General features: G+C 64.2%; 21 protein-coding genes and 2 tRNA genes. 9 read left to right on the top strand and 14 right to left on the bottom strand.

Features of this window, described 5'->3' with window-relative positions:
• The 7 genes from nuoF to DI624_RS04710 form a co-directional block, all read right to left on the bottom strand.
• Window positions 1–1314 carry an NADH-quinone oxidoreductase subunit NuoF gene (nuoF, locus tag DI624_RS04740; RefSeq protein ID WP_150823952.1) on the bottom strand — a complete coding sequence of 438 codons (1314 nt, stop codon included), beginning with the start codon at window positions 1312–1314 and terminating at the stop codon, window positions 1–3.
• A 5-nt stretch (window positions 1315–1319) separates the two neighbouring features.
• Window positions 1320–1583 carry a hypothetical protein gene (locus DI624_RS04735; RefSeq protein ID WP_150823953.1) on the bottom strand — a complete coding sequence of 88 codons (264 nt, stop codon included), beginning with the start codon at window positions 1581–1583 and terminating at the stop codon, window positions 1320–1322.
• The gene (nuoE, locus tag DI624_RS04730) at window positions 1583–2260 is read right to left on the bottom strand and encodes an NADH-quinone oxidoreductase subunit NuoE (RefSeq protein ID WP_291536329.1); all 678 of its coding nucleotides are present in this window, start codon (window positions 2258–2260) and stop codon (window positions 1583–1585) included. The genes DI624_RS04735 and nuoE overlap by 1 nt, the downstream gene beginning before the upstream one ends.
• Window positions 2257–3435, bottom strand: coding sequence for an NADH-quinone oxidoreductase subunit D (locus tag DI624_RS04725; protein ID WP_291536379.1), 1179 nt, complete (start codon window positions 3433–3435; stop codon window positions 2257–2259). Before DI624_RS04725 ends, nuoE begins: the two co-directional genes overlap by 4 nt.
• 86 nt (window positions 3436–3521) lie before the next feature.
• Window positions 3522–4106: an NADH-quinone oxidoreductase subunit C gene (locus tag DI624_RS04720; protein ID WP_291536377.1), complete on the bottom strand. Its 585-nt coding sequence runs from the start codon at window positions 4104–4106 to the stop codon at window positions 3522–3524.
• 56 nt (window positions 4107–4162) lie between these two features.
• Complete coding sequence (locus DI624_RS04715; RefSeq protein WP_150823956.1) at window positions 4163–4792, bottom strand: NADH-quinone oxidoreductase subunit B family protein; 630 nt, start codon at window positions 4790–4792, stop codon at window positions 4163–4165.
• A complete protein-coding gene (locus DI624_RS04710) occupies window positions 4762–5139 on the bottom strand; it encodes an NADH-quinone oxidoreductase subunit A (protein WP_291536328.1) in 378 nt (125 codons plus the stop codon). Before DI624_RS04710 ends, DI624_RS04715 begins: the two co-directional genes overlap by 31 nt.
• A gap of 205 nt (window positions 5140–5344) precedes the next feature.
• Between DI624_RS04710 and DI624_RS04705 the strand changes: the two genes are divergently transcribed.
• From DI624_RS04705 to DI624_RS04695, 3 genes are all read left to right on the top strand, one after another.
• A complete protein-coding gene (locus tag DI624_RS04705) occupies window positions 5345–6976 on the top strand; it encodes an AbgT family transporter (protein ID WP_291536326.1) in 1632 nt (543 codons plus the stop codon).
• Window positions 6977–7072: 96 nt separating this feature from the next.
• Window positions 7073–7149: transfer RNA gene (locus DI624_RS04700), tRNA-Asp, on the top strand.
• Window positions 7150–7231: 82 nt separating this feature from the next.
• Window positions 7232–7308, top strand: a tRNA-Asp gene (locus DI624_RS04695).
• A 73-nt stretch (window positions 7309–7381) separates the two neighbouring features.
• Here the strand turns inward: DI624_RS04695 and DI624_RS04690 are convergent.
• The gene (locus DI624_RS04690; protein ID WP_291536325.1) at window positions 7382–8632 is read right to left on the bottom strand and encodes a glycosyltransferase; all 1251 of its coding nucleotides are present in this window, start codon (window positions 8630–8632) and stop codon (window positions 7382–7384) included.
• A 312-nt stretch (window positions 8633–8944) separates the two neighbouring features.
• Here DI624_RS04690 and DI624_RS04685 point away from each other — a divergent pair, with 312 nt between their 5' ends.
• Window positions 8945–12247 (top strand): autotransporter outer membrane beta-barrel domain-containing protein, encoded by a 3303-nt coding sequence (locus DI624_RS04685; protein WP_291536324.1) that lies wholly within the window; start codon window positions 8945–8947, stop codon window positions 12245–12247.
• Between the two features lie 158 nt (window positions 12248–12405).
• On the opposite strand, the gene DI624_RS04680 is transcribed toward DI624_RS04685, so the two are convergent.
• Window positions 12406–12927, bottom strand: a complete 522-nt coding sequence (locus DI624_RS04680) for a hypothetical protein (protein ID WP_291536323.1) — start codon at window positions 12925–12927, stop codon at window positions 12406–12408.
• A gap of 80 nt (window positions 12928–13007) precedes the next feature.
• Entirely contained in the window at window positions 13008–13577 is a 570-nt protein-coding gene (locus DI624_RS04675; protein WP_291536322.1) for a hypothetical protein, read from the bottom strand.
• A 129-nt stretch (window positions 13578–13706) separates the two neighbouring features.
• On the opposite strand from DI624_RS04675, the gene DI624_RS04670 reads away from it, so the two are divergent.
• The 5 genes from DI624_RS04670 (at window position 13707) to DI624_RS04650 (ending at window position 17270) form a co-directional block, all read left to right on the top strand.
• A complete protein-coding gene (locus DI624_RS04670; protein ID WP_291536321.1) occupies window positions 13707–14195 on the top strand; it encodes a YfbU family protein in 489 nt (162 codons plus the stop codon).
• Between the two features lie 197 nt (window positions 14196–14392).
• On the top strand, window positions 14393–14923 hold the full coding sequence (locus DI624_RS04665; RefSeq protein WP_291536320.1) for a transcription termination/antitermination NusG family protein: 531 nt from the start codon (window positions 14393–14395) through the stop codon (window positions 14921–14923).
• A 72-nt stretch (window positions 14924–14995) separates the two neighbouring features.
• On the top strand, window positions 14996–15553 hold the full coding sequence (locus tag DI624_RS04660; RefSeq protein ID WP_291536319.1) for a hypothetical protein: 558 nt from the start codon (window positions 14996–14998) through the stop codon (window positions 15551–15553).
• Between the two features lie 101 nt (window positions 15554–15654).
• The gene (locus DI624_RS04655; protein WP_291536318.1) at window positions 15655–16023 is read left to right on the top strand and encodes a LexA family transcriptional regulator; all 369 of its coding nucleotides are present in this window, start codon (window positions 15655–15657) and stop codon (window positions 16021–16023) included.
• Entirely contained in the window at window positions 16023–17270 is a 1248-nt protein-coding gene (locus DI624_RS04650) for a Y-family DNA polymerase (protein WP_291536317.1), read from the top strand. The genes DI624_RS04655 and DI624_RS04650 overlap by 1 nt, the downstream gene beginning before the upstream one ends.
• Before the next feature lie 9 nt (window positions 17271–17279).
• Here the strand turns inward: DI624_RS04650 and DI624_RS04645 are convergent, their stop codons facing one another.
• The 4 genes from DI624_RS04645 to DI624_RS04630 all read right to left on the bottom strand — a co-directional run bounded on the left by DI624_RS04645 (window position 17280) and on the right by DI624_RS04630 (window position 22876).
• The gene (locus tag DI624_RS04645) at window positions 17280–17747 is read right to left on the bottom strand and encodes a hypothetical protein (RefSeq protein ID WP_291536316.1); all 468 of its coding nucleotides are present in this window, start codon (window positions 17745–17747) and stop codon (window positions 17280–17282) included.
• Between the two features lie 5 nt (window positions 17748–17752).
• Window positions 17753–18028 carry a hypothetical protein gene (locus tag DI624_RS04640; protein ID WP_291536315.1) on the bottom strand — a complete coding sequence of 92 codons (276 nt, stop codon included), beginning with the start codon at window positions 18026–18028 and terminating at the stop codon, window positions 17753–17755.
• A 454-nt stretch (window positions 18029–18482) separates the two neighbouring features.
• Entirely contained in the window at window positions 18483–21032 is a 2550-nt protein-coding gene (locus tag DI624_RS04635) for a DEAD/DEAH box helicase (protein ID WP_291536313.1), read from the bottom strand.
• The gene (locus DI624_RS04630) at window positions 21029–22876 is read right to left on the bottom strand and encodes a site-specific DNA-methyltransferase (protein WP_291536312.1); all 1848 of its coding nucleotides are present in this window, start codon (window positions 22874–22876) and stop codon (window positions 21029–21031) included. The genes DI624_RS04635 and DI624_RS04630 overlap by 4 nt, the downstream gene beginning before the upstream one ends.
• Between the last annotated feature and the right edge of the window lie 104 nt (window positions 22877–22980).

Here is a 22980-nt window from a genome sequence, read left to right as displayed (position 1 = left end):
CTACTCCGCGGCGATGGCGTGGCCGGCGAAGTTCGCGCGGCGGCTGCGATAGTTGGCGATCCGGTCTTCGATCTCGTGACGGAAGTGACGGATCAGGCCCTGAACGGGCCAGGCGGCGGCGTCGCCCAGGGCGCAGATGGTGTGGCCCTCGACCTGGCCGGCGACGTCCAGCAGCAGATCGATTTCCGATGGATCGGCCTCGCCCACGGCCATCCGCTCCAGCACGCGCCACATCCAGCCGGTGCCTTCGCGGCACGGCGTGCACTGGCCGCAGCTCTCGTGCTTGAAGAAGTAGCTGATGCGGGCGATCGCCTTCACGATGTCGGTGGATTCGTCCATGACGGTCACGCCGGCCGTGCCCAGCGACGAGCGGACCTCGCGCATGGAGTCGAAGTCCATCAGGACCGTCTCGGCCTGTTCGCGCGTGATGACCGGGCAGGACGCGCCGCCGGGAATGATGGCCTTCAGATTGCCCCAGCCGCCGCGTACGCCGCCGCCGTGATCTTCGATCAGCTGACGCAGGGGGATCGACATGGTCTCCTCCACCACGCAGGGCGTGTTCACGTGCCCCGACAGGGACATCAGCTTGGTGCCGGTGTTGTTCGGACGGCCGAAGCTGGCGAACCAGTCGGCGCCGCGACGCAGGATCGTGCCCACGACCGCGATCGACTCGACGTTGTTCACCGTGGTCGGGCAGCCGTACAGGCCCGCGCCGGCCGGGAACGGCGGCTTCAGGCGCGGCTGGCCCTTCTTGCCTTCCAGGGACTCCAGAAGCGCCGTCTCTTCACCGCAGATATAGGCGCCGCCGCCGTGGTGGATATAGACGTCGAAGTCCCAGCCGTGGACGTTGTCCTTGCCGATCAGCCGGGCCTCGTAGGCCTGCTTGACGGCGGCTTCCATCCGCTCGCGCTCCAGCACGTATTCGCCGCGCAGATAGATGTAGCAGGCATGGGCCTGCATCGCGAAGCTGGCGATCAGGCAGCCCTCGATCAGCAGATGCGGATCGTGGCGCATGATCTCCCGGTCTTTGCAGGTCGCGGGTTCGGATTCGTCGGCGTTGACGACCAGGTAGTGAGGGCGATCCTTCACCTCCTTGGGCATGAACGACCACTTCAGGCCGGTCGAGAAGCCGGCGCCGCCCCGGCCGCGCAGACCCGAGGCCTTGACGTTGTTGATGATCCAGTCGCGGCCAAGGTCCAGCATGTCCTTGGTGGCGTTCCAGGCGCCGCGGTTCCTCGCCCCGTCCAGCGTCCAGTCGTGGAAGCCGTACAGGTTGGTGAAGATCCGGTCCTTGTCTTCGAGAATGCCGACCATGGCCCTCAGAGTCCTTCCGCCAGACGGCGCTTGTGGTGGCGGGTGCGCATCCAGATGGCGGCGATGACCATCGCCCAGCCGGCCGCGAGCATGAAGTAGGAGACGTTGACCGCCCAGGCGCCCACCGTGCCCTGACGCGAGATCAGGATCAGCACGGCCGCGCCGACCACCATCGCCAGCCCGCCTGCCCGCAACGGGCGCCCGACGCCGCGCAGTTCCTTGCGATAGGCCGCGCGCCCCGCCTCGGTGTTCAGATCGGGCGCGGGCATCAGGCGGGCGCCTTCTCGGCCGGGGCCGGATCGCTGTTGGGAAGCTTGGCTATCGGCGCGGCGGCCGAACCGTCGTACAGTTTCGGGTCCAGCAGGGTCTTGGCCCCGCCTGCCGGCGCCGCATTGGTGCGCCCGGCGTAGGAGCCCCGCTCTGGCGACTTGCCGGCGGCGAAGTCGTCGATGATCCGGCCGATGCTCTCGGGCGTCAGGTCCTCGAAATAGTAGTCGTTGATCTGGGCCATCGGGGCGTTCGAACAAGCGCCCAGGCACTCGACTTCCTGCCAGGTGAAGCGGCCGTCGGCGGAAAGATGATCCTTGGGACCGATCTTCTCCTTGCAGACGCGCATCAGCTCGTTGGCGCCGCGCAGCATGCAGGGCGTGGTGCCGCACACCTGGATCAGCGCGGTCTTGCCGACCGGCTCCAGCATGAACATGGTGTAGAAGGTCGCGACTTCCAGCACCCGGATGTAGGCCATGCCCAACAGGTCGCCGACGGCGCGGATGGCGGGCTCCGACACCCAACCTTCCTGCTTCTGCACCAGCCACAGGATCGGGATCACCGCCGACTGACGGCGGCTTTCCGGGTATTTCTTGATCCACCATTCGGCCTTGGCCATCGTGTCCGCCGAAAAGGCGAACGAGTCAGGCTGATCCTTGGCGAGACGACGAACGCTCATCGGTCCACTTCTCCGAAAACGATGTCGAGCGAGCCGAGGATGGCGGACACGTCCGCCAACTGGTGGCCGCGGTTCATCCAGTCCATCGCCTGCAGCGAGCGGAAGCCCGGCGCCGAAATCTTCACGCGATAGGGTTTGTTGGTCCCGTCCGACACCAGATAGACGCCGAACTCGCCCTTGGGCGCCTCGACCGAGGCATAGACTTCGCCCTCGGGCGTCGAGAAGCCTTCGGTGTAGAGTTTGAAGTGATGGATCAGCGATTCCATCGACCGCTTCATCTCGCCACGGCGCGGCGGAACGATCTTGTTGTTCTCGACCAGGACCGGCTCGCCAGGGCAGTTGCGCAGCTTGTGGATGCACTGCTCCATGATCCGCGTCGACTGCTTCATCTCTTCGATGCGGACCAGATAGCGGTCCCAGCAATCGCCGTTCTTGCCGACGACCACGTCGAAGTCCAGGTCGGCGTAACATTCGTAAGGCTGCGACTTGCGCAGGTCCCAGGCGATGTCCGAGCCGCGTAGCATGACGCCGGTGAAGCCCCAGGCCAGGGCGTTCTCCTTCGACACCACGCCGATATCGACGTTGCGCTGCTTGAAGATGCGGTTTTCCGTGACCAGGCTTTCGATGTCCTTCAGCGCCGGCGGGAACTCCTGGCACCAGCGGCCGATGTCGTCGATCAGGTCCATCGGCAGGTCCTGGTGGACGCCGCCCGGACGGAAGTAGTTGGCGTGCAGACGGGCGCCGCAGGCGCGCTCGTAGAACACCATCAGCTTTTCGCGTTCCTCGAAGCCCCAGAGCGGCGGCGTCAGGGCGCCGACGTCCATGGCCTGGGTCGTCACGTTCAGCATGTGCGACAGGATGCGGCCGATTTCCGAATAGAGGACGCGGATCAGCTGCGCCCGGTACGGAACCTCGACGCCCAGCAGCTTCTCGACGGCCAGGCAGAAGGCGTGCTCCTGGTTCATCGGCGAGACATAGTCCAGACGATCAAGGTACGGTACGTTCTGAAGGTAGGTGCGGGCCTCCATCAGCTTTTCGGTGCCGCGGTGCAGCAGGCCGATGTGCGGATCGACGCGCTCGACGATCTCGCCGTCCAACTCCAGCACCAGGCGCAACACGCCGTGCGCCGCCGGGTGCTGCGGGCCGAAGTTGATGGTGAACTTGCGGTCTTCCATCTCGCGCGCATGGGCGGTGCGGGTGTCCAGGTCGTCCTCGAACACATCGACGCCGAGCGGCGGCAGGGTATGGGTCGTATCGGCCATCACGCCTGGCCTCCCGCCTTTTCGTCGCCCGGCAGGACCGGCGCGGGATAGTCGGCGCCTTCCCACGGCGACAGGAAGTCGAACGTGCGGAACTCCTGCGTCAGCTTGACCGGCTCATAGACCACGCGGCGCTGTTCCTCGTCGTAGCGGACCTCGACATAGCCCGTCATGGGGAAGTCCTTGCGGAGCGGATGCCCCTCGAAACCATAGTCCGTCAGCAGGCGGCGCAGGTCGGGGTGTCCCGAGAACAGCATGCCGAACATGTCGTAGGCTTCGCGTTCGAACCAGTTTGCGGCCGGATAGACGGCGATGATCGACGGCACGGGCTGAACCTCGTCGGTCGACACCTTGACGCGCAGGCGCGCGTTCCGGGTCAGCGACAGCAGATGATAGACCACCTCGAACCGCTCCTTGCGATCCGGGTAGTCGGCCCCGCAGAGGTCCAGCAACTGCTGGAAGCCGAATTGGTCGCGCAGGGCGGTCATCACCTCGACGATCCGCTCGCGCGGCGCGACCAGGGTCAGTTCGCCATAGGCCACCTGGGCCTCGACGCCCCAGCCTTCGCCCGAAAGCGCGCCGACCATCTCGGCGCCCAGCGGCGTCAGAAAGGCCTCCTGTCGGGCCTGGACAGCAAGGGAGGTCATCGGTCGATCGTCCCCGTGCGACGGATCTTCTTCTGAAGCTGCAGCAGGCCGTACAGCAGCGCCTCGGCCGTCGGCGGGCAGCCGGGCACATAGACGTCCACCGGCACGACCCGGTCGCAGCCGCGCACGACGCTGTAACTATAGTGATAGTAGCCGCCGCCGTTGGCGCAGCTGCCCATCGACACGACGTAGCGCGGATCGGGCATCTGGTCGTAGACCTTGCGGATGGCGGGGGCCATCTTGTTGGTCAGGGTGCCGGCGACGATCATCAGGTCCGACTGGCGCGGGCTGGCGCGCGGCGCCATGCCGAAGCGTTCGACGTCGAAACGCGGCATCGACATCTGGATCATCTCGACGGCGCAGCAGGCCAGGCCGAAGGTCATCCACATCAGGGAGCCGGTGCGGGCCCAGTTAATGACGTCGTCGGCGGCGGCGACCAGATAGCCCCGCTCGCCCAACTCCATGTTCACGGCCTCGAAGAATTTGTCGTGGACCTTGGGGTCGTAGCCCTCGACGGTCGAACGCGCGCCGGCGCCAGCCGCAACCAGCGGCGCGCCCGAGGCGGAGACCAGGCCCGCAGGCTTGGAAGCGGCGACTACTCCCATTCCAGGGCTCCCTTCTTCCATTCGTAGATGAAGCCGATGGTCAGCACGCCCAAAAAGACCATCATCGACCAGAAGGCGAACACCATTCCAGCGTGCGACAGATCGAACATCGACACCGCCCAAGGGAACAGGAAGGCCACTTCCAGGTCGAAGATGATGAACAGGATCGACACCAGATAGAAGCGGATGTCGAACTTCATCCGCGCATCGTCGAAGGCGTTGAAGCCGCACTCATAGGCCGAGAGCTTTTCGGAATCGGGGTTCTTCGGCGCCAGCAACAGCGGCAGGACGATGAAGAGAATGCCGACCACGGCCGCGACGCCGGCGAACACCAGCACGGGCAGATATTCTAGAAGAAATGCGTTCATTCGAAGAACCTCGTCCGCCGGGGAGAGGCGGGATTCGGCGCTTCTTAGACCCAACAACGTCGCCGTTCAAACCCCTGCGCGCATTGGGTTTTCATTGAGAATGGATCGCAACTTCGTGCGCCATATGTCGCAGGCCCGATGCTTGCGCCTCATGCGCCGCCGAAGCCCTATGGCGGCTTCTCCCGCGTAACCGAAAGTCATCCGAATGAGCGTCGCCAGCCGCGCCTTGAACGCCGTGGAACGGATCGGCAATCGCCTGCCCGATCCGGTCTTCCTGTTTCTCTGGCTGATCGGCGGGTTGATCGTGCTCAGCATGGTTGGGGCGGGCCTGGGCTGGTCGGCCGTCAATCCCGTGACGGGCGACCGTCTGGCGGCGCAAAGCCTGCTGTCGGGCGAGAATCTTGAGCGGCTGATCATCGGCATGCCGCGCACCCTGGCCGACTTTCCGCCGCTGGGGATCGTCATCACCATCATCTACGGCGCCTCAGTCGCCGAGCGCACCGGCCTGTTCGCCACCGCCATCCGCGGCGCCCTGCTGAATGCGCCGCGCGCCATACTGACGCCGATCGTGGTGATCACCGGGATGGTGTCGCATCACGCATCGGACGCCTCCTATGTCGTGGTCATTCCGCTGGCGGCGGTGATCTTCGCCGCGGCCGGGCGTCATCCGCTGGCCGGCCTGGCGGCCGGCTTCGCCGCCGTTTCCGGCGGATATGCCGGCAATCTGTTTCCGGGGGCCAGCGACGCCCTGATCCTGGGCATCACCGAGCCCGCGGCCCGCCTTATCGACCCGTCCTATTCGGTCAACATCGCCGGCAACTGGTTCTTCATCGTCGGCGTCGTCTTCGTCTTCACCCCCATCGTCTGGTTTCTGACCGACCGGGTCATCGAGCCGCGCCTGGGCGTCTGGAAGCCTGCAGAGGGCGTGGCCGCGCCCGCCGCCAGCGAGAGACAGCCCCTGACATCGGCCGAGAAGCGCGGCCTGGGCTTCGCCGCCCTGGCGGTGCTGGGCATGCTCGCGCTCTGGACCCTGATCACCTTCCTGCCCGGCTCTCCGTTCGTGGACCCCGAGGCCGACCCGGAGCAGCGCTTCAATCCGCTTTATCGCTCATTGGTCGCCTTCTTCGCCGTCACCTTCTTCGTTGCGGGCGGGGCCTATGGGGCGGGGTCGGGCGCGATCAAGTCGCACCGCGATCTGGTGGCCATGATGCGCGACGGCGTCGCCCAGCTGGCGCCCTATATCGTGCTGGCCTTCTTCGCCGCCCATTTCGTGGCCATGTTCAACTGGTCGGGCCTGGGACCGATCCTGGCGGTGAACGCGGCGGCGGGACTGAAGAGCATCGCCCTCCCCGCCCCGCTGCTCCTGATCTGCGTGGTCTTCGTCTCCTGCTTCTTCGATCTGTTCATCGGCTCGGCCTCGGCCAAATGGTCGGCCCTGGCGCCGATCGTGGTGCCGATGTTCATGCTGCTGGGGATTTCGCCCGAGATGACGACCGCCGCCTATCGGATGGGCGATTCCGTCACCAACATCGCCACGCCGCTGATGAGCTATTTCCCGCTGATCCTGACCTTCGCCCAGCGGTGGGACCCGCGATTCGGCCTGGGATCGCTGATGGCGACCATGCTGCCCTATGCCGGGGCGTTCCTGGTCGCCGGCCTGGCGATGGTGGCCGCCTGGGTCGCCTTCGACCTGCCGTTGGGACCGGGCGTGGGGGTTCACTACGATCCGCCCGCCCCCGCCGTCGCCGCGCAGGAGCCTGCCGCAGGCGGCGTCGCCGGGCCGCACAGCCCGCCCCAGGCGGCGATCGTCGGCCCGTCCACAGCGCCGTCGCGTTGAGCGGCGCGTTTCTCCGAAAAGGTCGCTTGACGCGCTGGGTCGGGCCGCCTAAACGACGCCCCTCGCCGGGGCGCACAGCTGCTTCGGCCGGGAAACGCGGGTGTAGCTCAGTTGGTTAGAGTGCCGGCCTGTCACGCCGGAGGTCGCGGGTTCGAGCCCCGTCACTCGCGCCACTCTCTCTAGGAATAGAAAGAGTGGCGCACGCCGCCTTCCCACAAGGCTTTCGAAACAGCTCAAAAGTTTCGTCGCAGGTACGCGGGTGTAGCTCAGTTGGTTAGAGTGCCGGCCTGTCACGCCGGAGGTCGCGGGTTCGAGCCCCGTCACTCGCGCCACTTCTTTTCCAGACATCGCTAGAAGAAGTGGCGCGCCCGCCGGCTCGGGCGGCGCATGCCTGGCCGCCCGCGCTCAGTGCAGATGCAGTTCCGCGTCGGCGCTCATGAAGGCGGCCTCGCCCGTCAATTCGCCATAGACATTGCACAGATCCTCGAACACCCGGGTCCAGGCGAACTGGCTGACGGCCTTCTCGCGCGCCGCCCGGCCGATGGCTTCGATGTCGCGCGCGAACAGGGCCTGGACCGCCTCGGCGTAGTCCGCCGCCTCGGCCCGCGCCGCCAGCTGGCCGACCGTCTCGTCCACCGTCTCCGCCACGCCGCCGGCGTTGACGCCCACGACCGGCCGGCCGCAGGCCATGGCCTCCAGTACGATCAGGCCGAACGGCTCCTTGTCGTTGGCGTGGACGAAGGCGTCGCAGCTGGCGATGATCTTGGCCACGGCGCGGGGATCGGTCTCGTAAGGCAGGGAGATCACCCGGTCCTCGTCCGGCATGCCCGACCCGGCGCCGACCAGCACCAGGTGATAGGGCGCACCCAGCTTCTGGACCGCCTCGATCAGCACGTCGACGTTCTTCTCCTTGGCCGGGCGCCCGGCGAAACACAACAGGCGCGCGTCCTGGTCCAGACCCAGCCGGTCCAGCAGCCATTGTCGGTCGCGGCGCTCGGGCCGGAAGGTGTCGATCTCCACGCCCAGGGGCCGGATCACGATATTGTCGACGCCCGCCTCTTCCAGCCGCCGCGCGATGAAGCGGCTGGGCGACACGACGCGGTCGAATTGCGAAAACAGGCGCGCCCAGCGTTTCTCGACCGGCTTCTTGGCCCATTCGCCGAAGTGCAGGGCGGCCAGGCCCGCCGGGTCCGAATGGCAGAAGCCGACGACGGGGCATCCCACCCTCTGGCCGGCCTCCAAGGCGCCCTGCCCCGGCGTATAGGGGTCGCCGGCCTCGATGATCGACGGCTTCATGGCCGCGACCCAGGCGCTCCAGCGCTTGACGGAGGTGGGCCAGCGATAACCGTCGCCGAACGGCAGCTTGGTCGCGCGCAATCGCACGACGCCGTCGGCCCCGGCCTTGTGCCGCGCGCCGGGCACGATCAGCGAATGGCTGACGCCCGGCCGGTTGGCCTCGATCCAGGCCTTCTTGGAGAGGAGATACCGTTTCACCCCGCCCGAACGGGGCGCGAACAGCATGGTGGTGTCCACCAGGCGCGGCCGCTCGTCCATCGCCGCGGCTTTCAGCGCCCGCAGCGTATCGGCGACTTCCACGTCCAGCCCCGGAATCAGTCGGAGTTCGCTTTCCTGGACGTCGAGGTCGGTCATGCTCATGGGGCGTTCTCGTCTGGTCTGGGCTGTCGAACGCCGGAGGGGTTCGTTGGATGCGTCGTTGTGGACGCGGCGCAAGACCGTGCGACGCCCGTAAACCCGGTCGTGGCAAAGCTCAAGAGCGGCCGGGCCAAATCCCTCCGTATTCGCCGTAAAGCTTGCGTTTCGCAGAACGCCAGTCGCGTCATAGACGGGCCCGTCGGCTCCCGCGGCCTTGCATTCGCCTCAAATTCGATAAACTTGAGGAAGGCTGGCGCGGACCCTGCTAAGGGGTCGCCTGTACCGTTGTGCGTGACCACCAGGGGTTTCTACCGAATGCGTATTCTGCTCGCGACCGCCGTGGCGATCGCCCCTCTGATGGTCGCCACCGGGTCTCAGGCCGAGATCGTCGTCTCAACCGCCCGCACGACCCCGATCCAGACGTCGAACGCGACCGGCACGGGCCCGGACAACATCCGCATCGCCAGCGGCGGCAGCGTCGCCGTGGCCTCGGGCGCCGCCGTGACGCTGGACTCCAACCACACGGTGGATCTGGACAGCGGCGGTTCGATCACGATGGACAAGTCGGCCGACGGCTCGACCGGCCTGCTGGTCAACGGCGGCAATACGGGATCGGTCATCGTCGGCGGCTCGATCACCGTCAACGACGCCCAGGAAACGGCCGACGTCAAGGATACCGACGGCGACGGCGACCTGGACGGTCCGTTCGCGACCGGCACGGGGCGGTACGGCGTACGCGTCGCGGGCCCCTCGCCCTTCACCGGCGACGTCCTGGTCGAAAGCACCGGCGCGATCACGGTCGAGGGCGCCAACTCCTACGGCCTGGCGGTCGAGACGGGCCTGAACGGCAAGTTGCAGAGCCTGGGCACGATCCGCGCCACCGGCGACAACGCTGCGGCCATTCGCACGACGGGTCCGATCACCGGAAACGTCGATCTGGCCGGCACCATCTCGGCCCTGGGCGCCAATGCGAGCGGCGTCTCCATCGAAGGCGACGTGGGCGGCGCGCTGAAAATCCATTCGTCGGTGGTCGCCACCGGTTATCGCTACACCACCCCGCCGCCGGCGCGCCCCGCCACGGGCTCCTACGACAACGCCACGACCCTGTTCCTGGACGAGTTGGACGCCGACGACGACCTGCTTCAGGGCGGACCGGCGGTCCGCGTGGGCGCCAATGTGGCGGGCGGCGTCCTGTTCGATAAAGCCCTGGCCTATTCGGCCGCCGGCATCGACGGCGACGACGACGGCGATGGCGTCAAGAACGGCGACGAGGACGACGACGGCGACGGCGTCAAGAACCGCGACGACTCCGACCGGGACGGCGACGGCATCCCCGACGCCAGCGAGACGGCCGCCTCGATCACCTCGCTGGGCGGCGCGCCGGCCCTGCTGGTCGGATCGACCACCCAGGCCGTGACCCTGGGCGCCGTGGGCTCGGGCGATGCGGCCTATGGCCTGATCAACCGCGGCTCGATCACGGCGTCAGGCCTCTATTCCGGCGTCGAATCCCGTGCGGTTCAACTCGGCGTCGCAGGCGGCCAGGCCGTCAACGTCGTCGGCGGCGTGCGCAACGAGGGCGGCGTGTCCTCCACCGCCGTTGACGCCAACGCCACCGGCCTTTGGATCGGATCGGGCGTCACCGCCCCCGCCATCGTCAACTCGGGGGCCATCCAGGCCGTGGCCTCGGGCGGCCAGACCCAGAGCGCGACCGGCATCCTGATCGGCGCCGGAGCCAATGTCGGCTCCCTGACCAACACCGGCAATCTGGTGGCGTCCTTCGGCGGCGACCACGGCTCGGCCGTCGTCATCCGCGATCAGTCGGGGACGTTGAACCAGCTGAACAACGCCGGGTCCATTGTCGGCTCCCTGACGCCCACCAGCACCGACGCGACGGCCGTGGACGGCACGGTCACGGCCATCGACCTGTCGGCCAACACCTCAGGCGTGACCCTGCGTCAGTACGGCATACCGGCGGCCTCGGACAGCACGGCGACCGACACCGACAAGGACGGCGTTCCAGACGCAAGCGAGCCGGCCATCGTCGGCGCCGTCAAGCTGGGCTCGGGCGCCGATACGCTCGACATCGAGAACGGCGTCGTGAATGGCGACATCGATTTCGGCGCCGGGGCGGACAAGCTGAACATCAGCGGCGGAGCGGTCGTCACCGGCGCTATCAAGAACGCCGACGGCCTGCTGGACATCAACATCGGCAAGGGCACGCTGAACGCGACCCAGACCGGCGTGGTCGGCGTCACCAGCCTGAACGTGGGGGCAGAAGGCACGCTGCTGGTCACTCTTGACCCGGCCACCAGCGCCTCGGGCGGATTCAACGTCAGCGGCGCGGCCACCCTGGCGACCGGCTCGACCCTGGGCGTGCGCTTCGCCTCGCTGCTGGAGGGGCCCGAGCGGTTCGACATCATCACCGCCGGTTCGCTGAATGTCGGCCAGATCGACCAGAGCCTGCTCAGCGGCAGCTCCCCCTATCTCTATGTGGTCGAAGGCGGCGTCGATCAGGCGGCCAACACCGTCTATATCGACGCGCGCCGCCGCTCGGCCGCCGAAGCCGATCTGATCCCCGTCGAAGCCTCGGCCTACGACGCCGTCTACGCCGCCCTGGGCGACAATGAGACGGTGCGCAACCTGTTCCTGTCGCAGACGACGCGCGACGGCTTCATCGACGCCTACGAGCAGATGCTGCCCGACCATTCGGGGGGACCGCTGATGTCGCTGGCGGCCGGCGTCGACGCCGTGACCCGCGCCCTGACCGGCCGCAACGCCGTCGCCGCCCCAGGCGAGACCAGCGCCTGGGTGCAGGAGATCAACTTCTACGCCGACAAGGACAAGACCGATTCCTACGGCTTCCGCTCGGAAGGCTTCGGCGTCGCGGGCGGCGTGGAAAAGGGCACGGGCCTGGGCGCTATCGGCATTTCGGCCGCCTTCACCTCGTCCGACATCAAGGACCCGGAGGCCGAGGCCGAAGAGGTCCTGTCCGCCAACCTTTTGGAACTGGGCCTCTACTGGCGGGCCCAGGGGCAGTACTGGACAACCTGGGCCCGCGCGGCGGGCGGCTACGCCAGCTTCAACGCCGACCGCTCCCTGGTCGCCAGCGGCGTCTATCTGAACAACAAGTCCGACTGGCACGGCTGGACCGCCGCGGTGGCGGGCGGCGCCTCGTACGAGCGCAACTTCGGCCGGCTCAACATTCGCCCCGAACTGTACGGCGAATACTTCCATCTGTCGGAAGGTTCGCGCAGCGAGAGCGGCGGCGGCGACGGCTTCGATCTGGACATCGATTCGCGCGACAGCCACATCTTCTCGGCTGTGGCGGCGATGAACATCGGCTACGGCTTCGGCCGCAACGGCTGGATCCGACCCGAACTGCGCGTCGGCTATCGCCAGAACATCTCGGTGGACGCGGGCGAGACCATCGCCCGTTTCGCCAGCGGCGGCCCGGACTTCATCCTGTCGCCGGACGCCATCGAAGGGGGCGGGCCGATCCTGGGCTTCCGCCTGAACTTCGGCAACGAGTTGGGGATGCTGTCTCTGACCGGCGACGCCGAATTGCTTGAGGATTATGTCCGCTACTCGCTGCTGCTGCGGGCCAGCTTCCGCTTCTGACCGGCGACCAGAGCGCCAAAAACGAAGGCCGCCGGAGCGATCCGGCGGCCTTTTTGTTTGGTAGGCGGCGACGGGCCGCCTACACGCCAATTTCTGGCGTTGTTTTTATTGAATTATTTGGCTGCCCGCGTGTCAAATGTGTGCAGTTTGTATGTAGCCTATTTTTCCGTCTCTTTCGACGATGTTTCAGCTACCTCACCCTTCTCCGCTGCCTTCTCCGCTGCCTTCTCCGCAGCATAGTCCGTAGCTAGGATCAGCAGAGCCTGGACCTCTTCAATCGACCGTCCCTCTGCTTCCAAATCACCAATCTTCAGGCGAACCTTCCGACCCAACCGTCCGCCGACCCACGTGCCAGCCACCCCCGCCACAGCGGCGATCGCGGGGGCGCCTAAGGTCTTCAAAAGCACCGTGAACTCTGGCAGCGAATGACCCAAGCCATCGGCTGCGTCGAACGTCATCATCGTCTGCGAATACGAGACCCCGTTAGCCCCCAACGTATCCGCCATGGGGGAAAGCTCCGCTTGGAACTGCGGGTCACTCGGCGCGCCGTCATCGTCCGATCCGACGAGTTCGATTAAAACCTCTCCTCGTTCGGCGAGCCTCTGTCGCTGAAGGGCGTCGAGACGTTTTTGTTGCTCGACGTATTTGGCGAAGGCTTCTTCCTGCCAGTCATTGGTCATCGATTGCGTCCACGTTTTGGAGCCAAAATCCACCGCCTATGTTCGTGCCTACACCTGCAATAGCGATACGGTTCACTCGGCTAGGCCTGGGCAAGCCCTTCGAGAACAGCGGCGCTTTCTTCAACTCGATCGCGCCACCGGTAGATGGCTTCGTCAACGTCGTAGTCATATTGATCGGTCCCTCGTGTCACTTCGCTGACGATCTTCTCCCAATGCTTAAGATGCTTGGCATCTCGGCGTAGTCGCTCCATCGCAAGCACACCGTCGGCCGATACCAACTCGCTGGGTTCAAATCGTTCGAGCGCTGCATCGATCAGCAACAAATCGGCCCAACTGAGACCTTCGTAGGTTGCATACTCAGGGTTGGTGACAAGGGTTTCCGCATGATCAGCGATGATGTTGGCCATCCTACGGGCCAGTCCGGCGACTGCCTTTCGAAGTTCGCGCCGATCTTCCAACCTGTCGCGCCGTTCGCGACCGGCCTGCCACTGAGCGATCCAGATCGCCGCTAGGATTGCAGCAATCGAGCCCACAGCCTGGACCCAGGCAGGCATGTCTTTGACCTCAGGGCGAAACCAAAGCCCGAGCGGCAAGGCGACGAGGGCCACAGTGTATGCGACGACGAAAAGCTGCTGACGAAACGAAACCATCCGCCATCTAAGGCATAGGTTCACGCCCTGTCGATCCATCGCACACCGCGTCACGACTGCGCCTTACGCAACCGCCCGTTTTGTGGTCTGTCACCGCGCCGGCGTTAGGTCCGGTGAAGGAAACGCCACATGAAACTAACGCTCGCTGAACGCCTCGCTCTCCGCAACCAGCTCCAGATCATGAAGGAACTGGAGGTGGGCGATCTCACTGCCGAACAATACGACGAGAAAATTCAGATCGTCGAAGGCGGATACGAAGTCTATTATCCCGACCTCATAAATGGGATCAACGAAGAGGGCATTGACCCAGAAGTCACTGCCGAAGTCCTCGACGTTCTGTCGCTCTACCGTGCCCTCCACCACGCCGAGCAGAGCGGCATCACCTTGCCATCCAAGGGCTACGCGAAGTTCGCCGGCTTCGACGGCAACCACGAGCCGCATTATGGCTTCTCGGTCTTCGTCTTGGATGTCCAAGGCAACTTCTCTGAGTCCGCCCCTTCCAAGAACTCCCATGGGAGTGGTGCCCTTTCACGCTATCGTCGAATGCTTGAAGCTTGGGACCAAATGGGTAGACCGTTCGATCTCGACCAAGCCGCCGTGGACGCGATCTTCGCCTAACCACCGCGCTGACGGCCGGGTTTCAAAGAGTTCTGGGGCTCGGCCGCCATGTCGCATTTCCTGACAATTCAATGGTTTTTCGATAGGTCTAGGGCTTCCCTCACAACCTAATCGCCCTCTCGATCTGGCCGCCGAAATGCGCTCCATGTCGAGCCGCCGCGCGTCATACGCTGGCGCTGCGGCGTGGAGAATCCACCGTGAACAGCACCAACTGGTTCGTCGTTCAAACGACGCCCCGAGGCGAACTCGCCGCCCTCGCCGACATTCAAGCGATGGACGGGCTCGAAGCCTACCTTCCACAAGAGACCCGCCTTCGGCGGACCAGGAAAGGCAAAGTCGTCGTTCAGCATCCCCTACTGCCCGGCTTCCTGTTCGTCGGCACCCAAACCCGATCGATCTTCGACACGCTGCGTTCGAAGTCCGTGCGCGGGATCATCCGCTCGCCAGGCGGTGCAGCGCATCCGATCCGGTCCAAGACAGTCAATGGCACGGCATGGAACTTCGTCGATGAACTCAGGTCACGTGAGAACGCCGGCGAGTTCTACTTCACGCCGAAGAACCGACCGCTGGTGGAGGGCGCCGAGGTCCGCGTGATCAGCGGCGCCTTCAAGGACCAAATCGGCCGTCTGCTGTCCGCCGCCACCGCCGAGGGCCGCGCTGAAATCATGATGAGCGGTCTGTTCGCCGGCCGGATGACGGTAGACGCGCGTGCTCTCGAAGCGGCCTAAGCCGCGAGAACATATATTGACGCGGCCATAGCACTGCTGTCCTTTCGACGCCCCACGGGAGAGACCTCTTAGATGCTTCGACTAATCGCCACTGCGGCTTTGGCACTTACAATGTCGGCGGGTGCGTCCAATGCACAAACGTCCACTTGGTCTTTTCGCTCGGCGGTCGATCCAATAACTGATGCACGTCGCGGTGCCGCATCGATTGAAAGCCGGGAGGAAATCACCCGAAGTATCAGCGGTGAAGAGGCCTTAAACTCCGGCCGATTGCACGGCAACTCGCGCTACATGCTGATGGTGAAATGCGACTATGCCACTCGCGAAGTGTATGTTTCCCTTGCCACGCCTCGCGGCATGACCCGCAGCAAAACTACGGTCATCCAACGCTTCGATAGCGCTGAGCCCACCACGCCGCATTGGGTAACCACATCATCGGTCGTAGGGCTTTTCCATCCTGATGAAGTCGCCGCCTTTGTAGCTCAAGCCAGGCGCGCCAACCGGATAGCCCTGCGCATCGCCGGGGTCGATGGAGCAGCACCTGTTGATACGGTCACGTTTTCTGGCGTAGGTGCCGCGCGCGCCATAGCAAGCGTTTACCAGGCCTGCGGGCAGCAGTTACCCGCAATCTGACCCACGTCAAAGCCGGACGAGCGGCCCCTGTGCATAACGGGGGTCGTTTGCATGTCCGCTTGCCATGTTCTCTTTTTGTGCTCATCGCTGGACGGATGGGCGTGAGGGCATATCAGGGCGACGACACCACCGGCTTCCAGTCGCCGGCGGAGGATCATGTCGAGGCCGTGCCGGACCTGGCCGACCTGCTGGAACTGCGCCGACCTCAACGTTACGCCGTCCGCGTCAAGGGTAACGGACTGAAGTCGCGCGGCATCCATTCGGGCGACATTCTGGTCGTGAACACCGCCGGCGAGCCCCGAACCGGAAAGGTCTGCGTCGCCTTCCTTCACGGCGATGTCGTCCTGGCCGTCCTGACCGAGAAAGACGGCACCTGGTGGCTGGAGCCGGCGAACCAGCCCGCCCAGCCGATGACCGAAGAGACCGAGGTTTGGGCCATGATCGCCGCCCTAGTCAGGACCGACGTGTGATGTTCGGTTTGATCGACGGCAACAACTTCTACGTCTCGTGCGAGCGGGCCTTCGACCCGACCCTGGTCGGCAAGCCGGTGATCGTGCTGTCGAACAACGACGGGTGCGCCATCGCCAGATCGCCGGAGGCCAAAGCGCTGGGGATCAAGATGGGCGAGGTCTGGCACCTGTCGAAGCGCCGGCCTGAGTTCCGCAGCGTCATCGCAAAATCGAGCAACTATGCCCTCTACGGCGACATGAGCCGCCGGGTGTTCGAGGTGCTGAGCGCCCACTTCCGGCGCGTGGAGCCCTATTCGATCGACGAGATGTTCCTGGACCTCACGGCCTTCGGCCGCGTCGATTACTGCCGCCGGGTGCGAGATCAGGTCCGGCAGATCACCAAGATCCCGACGTGCATCGGCATCGGTCCGACAAAGACTCTGGCGAAGCTGGGCAACAAATACGCCAAAACCACCACCGCCTTGGGCGGCGTGGCTGACTTCTCCGACGACGCCCTGCGGCGCAAGGCCTTCGACGACATGCCGATCGACGAGATTTGGGGCGTCGGCGGCGCCAGCCAAACCAAACTGAACAACCTCGGCATTCATACCGTTGCCCAGTTCGCCGCCCTGCCCTCCGCCTCGGTGCGCAAGCTGATGACCGTCACAGGCCAGCGCACCCATGCCGAACTGAACGGCGTGTCGTGCATGCCCCTCACCCTGGCGCCCGGCCAACGAAAGACAATCAGCGTGACCCGGATGTTCGGGCGTCCCGTCGAGACCTGGGACGACATGCGAGAGGCGCTGACCGCGTATTCCAGCCGAGCCGCCGAGAAGGCCCGCCAGCACGGGCTGGAGGCAACTGCGCTTCAGGTCTTCTTCCACACCAGCCCGCATGCGCCCGAGCCATTCTACAACGCCCAGCGATCCTTCGAAATCGAGCCCACGGCCGACAGCCGCGCCCTGATCCGCCACACGATCAACGCCGGCCGATCGATGTGGCGGCCTGGGCTGCGCTACGCAAAAGCCGGCGTGATCCTGCCCGACCTGGTGCTGGCATCCGAGGCGCCTCGCGATCTTCTGCCGACCGTTGATCCGGTGAAGTCCGAGAAGCTGATGACCGCGCTGGACACGCTGAACGCGCGGTTCGGACGCGGGACGGTTCGCCCAGGCGGCCTGCCGAAGGTCACCGCATGGAGCACGCGGGCCAACAACCGATCGCCGCGCTACACCACCCGGCTGAGCGATCTGATGGAAGTTCGAGCCTAGCAGTAGCGGTTACTGATCTTGCCACTTCTGATGAAGCCGAACTACCTTCCTGTAGGACGTGCCCGTGTTGAAATCGTTGGGGTGCGCCCGAACGATGTTCTGGATGTAGTCCCGGTAGTCTTGCCTCATCTCCTTCTCAGGAAACTGGCCGTTCAAAATTGACGATGCCAATCGATCGACAGAGTTGAAATAGGCTTCTTTCGCTGCATCATAGATTGCCTGAGTGCCGGCTGGCGCGCTTCCGCCGGCAAGTTGCTGAGCGATGACCGTAAACGCCTGAGCGCGATCGTGCATGCTTTGTTCAAACGACAAGAGCGCGAGCCATCGCGCACTTTTCAACTGTTCCCAAAGCAGCAACCCAGCACCGATAGAAACAAGCAACGCCAACACAGCGGTGCCGCTCGAAACGACAGAGGCTGCCGCAGACCTGTCTGCTGCGTCTGCTGCCGCCTTAGCGATCGACATCGGATCGAGCATGACGGTTAGCCCTCCGATGCGCGATCGGCCAACGCGGCTTCGATCTGACGCATCAGCGCCATGAGCGCACTGTTTTCTTGCTTCTCAACGAGCCGTTGACCGGTGTTAAACTCGCGCCGGACGGACATCCAGTAGCCAGCCTTCACCGAAGCGCTCACACCTGCGGCTTCGATCGCGGCGTCTGCCCGGCGGATAATCTCATGCACGCGGGCGCTGTCCTTGCTGTTGTAAGCTACCCGCAGGTCCGAACCCACTTTCGCAGCATCGATCGCCATAGTCATTTAGCCCTCACATCGCAGCCATCAATCTAGAGGCGAACTTTTGGCTAGTGATTGTTGTTTTCTGTCAATGGTCAGAGCCGCTTAACCGAGCCAAATCTGTTGGCCAAATAATTTTCCACACCCCCAATGACATATGTCGCGTTTCTTGAGGGCCGCCGATCTGTCAGGCATGGTCCGGCTTCACTCGCTAGGCCCCAGATGGTCAGCGATCACCCCCTCCCTCTTCGGCTACCGATGACCGTCTGCTCAACAGCTTGTCGGCCCGGTCTCGTCTCCCTTTCCGGGGCTGGTGGGATTTTTAAGAAAATCGCCTGAAGCTCAGCCAGCCCCTTCCGCCCTTCGGGCGAGAACGCGGTGAGAGATGGACAGCCCGCCGAGTTGGGGAACGCGGCCGGCGCCGGTCGGCATTCCGGTTTCATGCACAGGACCGCTCGCATGTTGGCAGGCACAGCCGTTACGCAAGCTTAGCTAGATGATCGATCGAAAATGGACGCAACGGCTGAATTTGATCAAGGGCGCCGTTGTAGTGAAGCTCGGTCCAACCGCGCTCGCCCTGATAGGTCCAGCGGACGTTTCGATATTCCTGATGCGACGCCACGATCTTCTCGCGGTTGGCGTCCGAGTGAAGCCGGCCCGTTACGCCGTCATCCTTGGTCTCGATGAGCGCAATGGCGTCTTGGCTCCGCCGGCCCACCACGCCGACCGCGAAGTCGGGGAAGAACCGTTTGCCGCTCGGCAGCATCAGCGTCACGGCCCAGTTCGAGTTCTCTTGGAGCCGAAGCCACCACTTCACCTGGCCGCTTTCATCACTATCGAGCAGTTCGGCGAACCGGCGCTCGTTCTCATTCATGTTCGTCGGGAAGACCTCGTAGGCACCTAACCGCGACCGGCGAGCCTCGACGCCACCGGAGATGACCAGCGGTGGAATTTCGTCCGCCAGTTCTACGACCGGCGAGATGGCCTGTTTTAGCGCATCCGGCAGCGCATTCGGCCGGCTGAGTGCGAACAGGTCGAGCGCTCGGCGCAAGGGAACGACGTCGGTCGCATCCACTCCTTCGTCATTACAGACCCGGATAAATTCCGACATCAACGCCTGTTTCAGCGCACGCGCGCTGATCGCCTCGTTGAACTCGAAACTGCGCTGGGCCGCCTCGCTGATACGAGTTTCCGACATGCGCACGTTGACGACGCTTTCGGACCCCTCCTCCTCGATGAACAGGTCACGCAAGCTGACATTAGCCTTGCCCAGTGTCTTGCGCAGATAGTCGAGGGGCGTCTCGTGCATGGCAAAGACGGCCCTGGCGGCTGCGCGCACAATTTCGCCGTCCAACTGCTCCGGCGCCGGTATTCGCTCACGTAGAAGACGGGCGGGCACACCCCGCTCGGCGAGGACCCGATAGACCTTCGCTCGAGGCGGAACGGTCGGGTTGGTTTCGCCGCCATGAGGCTGCTCGGGCAGATCGTCGCCAAAGAGCGGGGTCGAGCCTAGCGAGCGGGTCCACTCGGCCTGGACCACGATCTTGTCTTGAACATCTGGCGCCGCCCCCTTTACCGAGTGATCGACAAATCCCCCGGCGATCAGGTTGTCGAGGCGCATCTGCCGGTCGGCTTCGTCGCGGGGCATCGCAGGAGCGTGGGGAAGCGCCGCGCGCCGCGCTTCGAGAGCCGCTGTTCCCGCGCTGGTAAATTCGAGAACCTGGAGTTCGCTGGCGACGGTCGCAATCGAGCTGCGGACCGCCTTCAGCTCGTTCGCGGCGGCGTCGAGCCCAGCTTGTAATTCCGGGTCGGTCAAAAAGACCCATCCGCGATCCAGCAAGGTATCCGAGCCGTGGATGGGTCGCACTTGCGGATGCACGCGCATGATCCGGCCGACGATTTGAAGGCCGAAGGAAGACCCCCGTGTCGGGCGAACGGACACCAGCGTCCACGCCCGTGGCGCGTCGAATCCGGTGGCGACCGCTACCTTAAAAACGAGAACTTCGCGGGACGGATCGTAGGCGAGGGTATGAAAGTCCGGGTCCGGTTCGCCGCTAGTGTGCGTGGCGATTACCGATTCCGGTATACCTATATCCTTCAGCTTGTCGCGCACGCGGGTCACTGGATCGGCCTTTCCGTCGCCCTGATCCTCGACTTGGACCAGCATCAACGGCGTGACGGCGATGCCCTTTTCGACAAGACGCGCTTTGATCTCTTGGTGCTTACGCCACGCTACCGTCAGCGCGGCCTGCTCGGTGTCGATGAGGGCTGCGTCCTGACCTTCAAGCCGAACGACACCGAGCGTGAGCCCGACCTTGTTGAGGCCGGCTTTCACGACTTGGTCACGCGAAACGATGATCCGGTTCTCCACCGTCACGCCCGCGCGCGTCTCGAACTCGATCAGCTTCTCGTCGTTGGGCGTGGCTGAGGCCAACAGGGTGAAGTCGGGGCGCATGACATCGAGATAGAAGGATGCCGCTGCCTTGGCCGAGGCACCGAAGTTGAGGTGAGCCTCGTCTATCACCACGCCGATACGAACGCCGCGATCACGCAGGTCCGCCAGCATGTCGTCCAGGGCCGGCGCATCTTCGCCCCGCGTGCGAACTTTGCGGGCGTCCTTGCGGGTGGTGGCAACCAGAGCCCAGGTCTGAACGAAGACGTCGCCATCGCGCGCCATAAGAGCGCTTCGATCCTTAGAGATGTCCCGCAGCCGCAGAGATGGGCATTGGTCAGCCAAGGCAGACCGAGTTTGGGCCACGAGGCCACTGAATGGCGCGAACCAGAACCAGACGCATGGCGCCCCCGTCTTGCCGCGAACGGCTTCCAACCCCCGGCCGAGCATGAGGGTCTTGCCGGAACCTGTGGGCGCCTGAAGCAACGTGGCGCCGACGCTCCGCGCTACTTCCTGCCGCAGGCCGGGATTGACGTGCTGATAGGTCGATGCGGCCACGATGGAATCGCGGATCGCGGCAACCGCATCGCGTTGATAGTCGGCCAAAGCAACAAGACCGTGGACCACGTCGGTCATGGGCGGAAGCGCCCTACCAATGTATCCCGCACTGCCCGAACCTCGATGTCATTGTCCCCCATCGCGGCCGTGATCTGGCCGGGTGCCCAGGCATAGACGAAGGCATTTGCACGACGCGAGGCTAGGTCACGCAGCGTGACCTTCAAAGCGTCATCCACCCGGTCCACCAAGATGAGCACGACCTCTTCGCCTTCGTGGATGAACCACGAAGCGCCGTCTCTGAACGGCGTCAACGGTAGGTCGTGCAAGGCTTCGAGCGCCGTCCATGCCTGAGCGGGCGATAGATCGTAGTCGATGTCCTCGAACGCCATGGTCGCCATTCGGACATAAGCGAAAGGCGCGTTGAGGTTCGCAAAGGCGACATCATTGGAAGCGTTCAGTTTCCTAACCCGCTCAGCTGTGACTTGCCGCGCCACGTTCTTTTCTGGTTCGTCCTCGGTGCTCTCAGTCGAAGAGGCCATAATGAAGCGCCGATCCCCGCCATCTTCCGCATTGAGCGTCATGACAGCTTGCGCGGTGGTCGCGCTTCCGGCGAAGAAATCCAGCACGATATCGCCAGAAGATGTAGCCTGCTCGAGCAACCCTTGGATCAAAGAGGGGGGTTTGGCGTAGTTGAAGGCTTTCTCCCCGAAGATCGCTTTGATCGCCTTGGCAGCCTCATCGTTAGTGCCGGCGACGACACTGTTGTCTTCGGCAGCTTTCGTTTTGATTTCGTTCTTGGGCGTGACCCAGGACGAAAGGGGCTGAGTAGGCCTCTTTAACTCAGAAAGCAGGCGCTTAAACCGGGGCGTTCCGAACCCGACGCGCTTGCCCACCCAGAAATTAATGTCCGGCAGGTCAGCGCGCAACAAGGGCGATCGGCCGCTTTTGGGAACGTCGCCGGACTCAAGCGCTTTGGCGAGCGCGTCGGGCGTTTCGTAGATACGAACGACTTGATCCCGAGGGAAAGCGATCCGCTTGTCAGCAATCCAGTCTTCCATAAAGCGCGTTTTGATCCGGGCACTGTCGCCCGAGGCTGCCCGCGAGGCGTATCGCCAAACCGCATCTGGGTTGCAGGGGTAGTAGGTATCCGTCGCCGGATCATAGAGTGGGTAATAGCCCTTACCGGCGCGCTTGTCGGTGTAGGAGACGTTCACCGTTAGATCGCCGCTGGTCCAATCGCCTCGGGGATCTTGGTCGGGATTTCCATACATGCTGAGCGATTTCACCGTGCCGCCGAACCGAAATCCCGGCTTGGCGTAAACGAGAATATGCTCGTGGTTATCCGAGAAGAAGGCTTCTCTGCCCTCGTTGGCGCCTGATCTAGTGCGCCAAGCCAGGCTGCCGATCCGCATTCCCGGCAGCACTTCGTCTAACATCAGTTCGAGACGTGCCCGGTTCTCGTCGTTGATCGACACAAGGATGACGCCGTCCTCGGTCAGCAGATCGCGAGCGAGCGAGAAGCGCCGATAGAGAAACTCAAGCCAGGTCGAATGGCGCCACCGGTCGTCCTTGCTGATGTAGTGGTCGTTATAGACCCAGTCGCGCGCGCCGGTGTTGTAGGGCGGGTCAACGTAGATGCACTTGATGCGGCCGCTCATCGTCATCCGCAGCCAGCGTAGGGTGTCGAAGTTATCGCCCTCAATGACCATGTTCGCCCAGCCGACACGACCGTCGGCAGGGTCGGAAAGGTCTGTGATCAAATCCCCGGCCACGAACTCGGCTTCAAGCGCGCGATCCGATTCGATCTCGTCGCGCTCCCAAACCAACCCTAGCTTCTTGTTCCGGTCCCGCTTTTCAAGCAGCGACACAAGCTGGGCATGGGAGAGATCAGAATATCGCCCGCTGTCGCCGTCGTTCGCCATCTATAACCACCAGTAGATTGTTCCATCAGGAATAGCGGCTGCGAACGCTCCCGCATAGACGAGCAGTTGGCCGTCATGTTCGCCAGCTTGACATCCGACCCGGC

Source organism: Brevundimonas sp. (genome assembly GCF_003248455.1).
Classification (GTDB): Bacteria; Pseudomonadota; Alphaproteobacteria; order Caulobacterales; family Caulobacteraceae; genus Brevundimonas.
The sequence above is the reverse complement of the archived record's forward strand: the minus strand, read 5'-3'. Positions and strand labels throughout refer to the sequence as shown.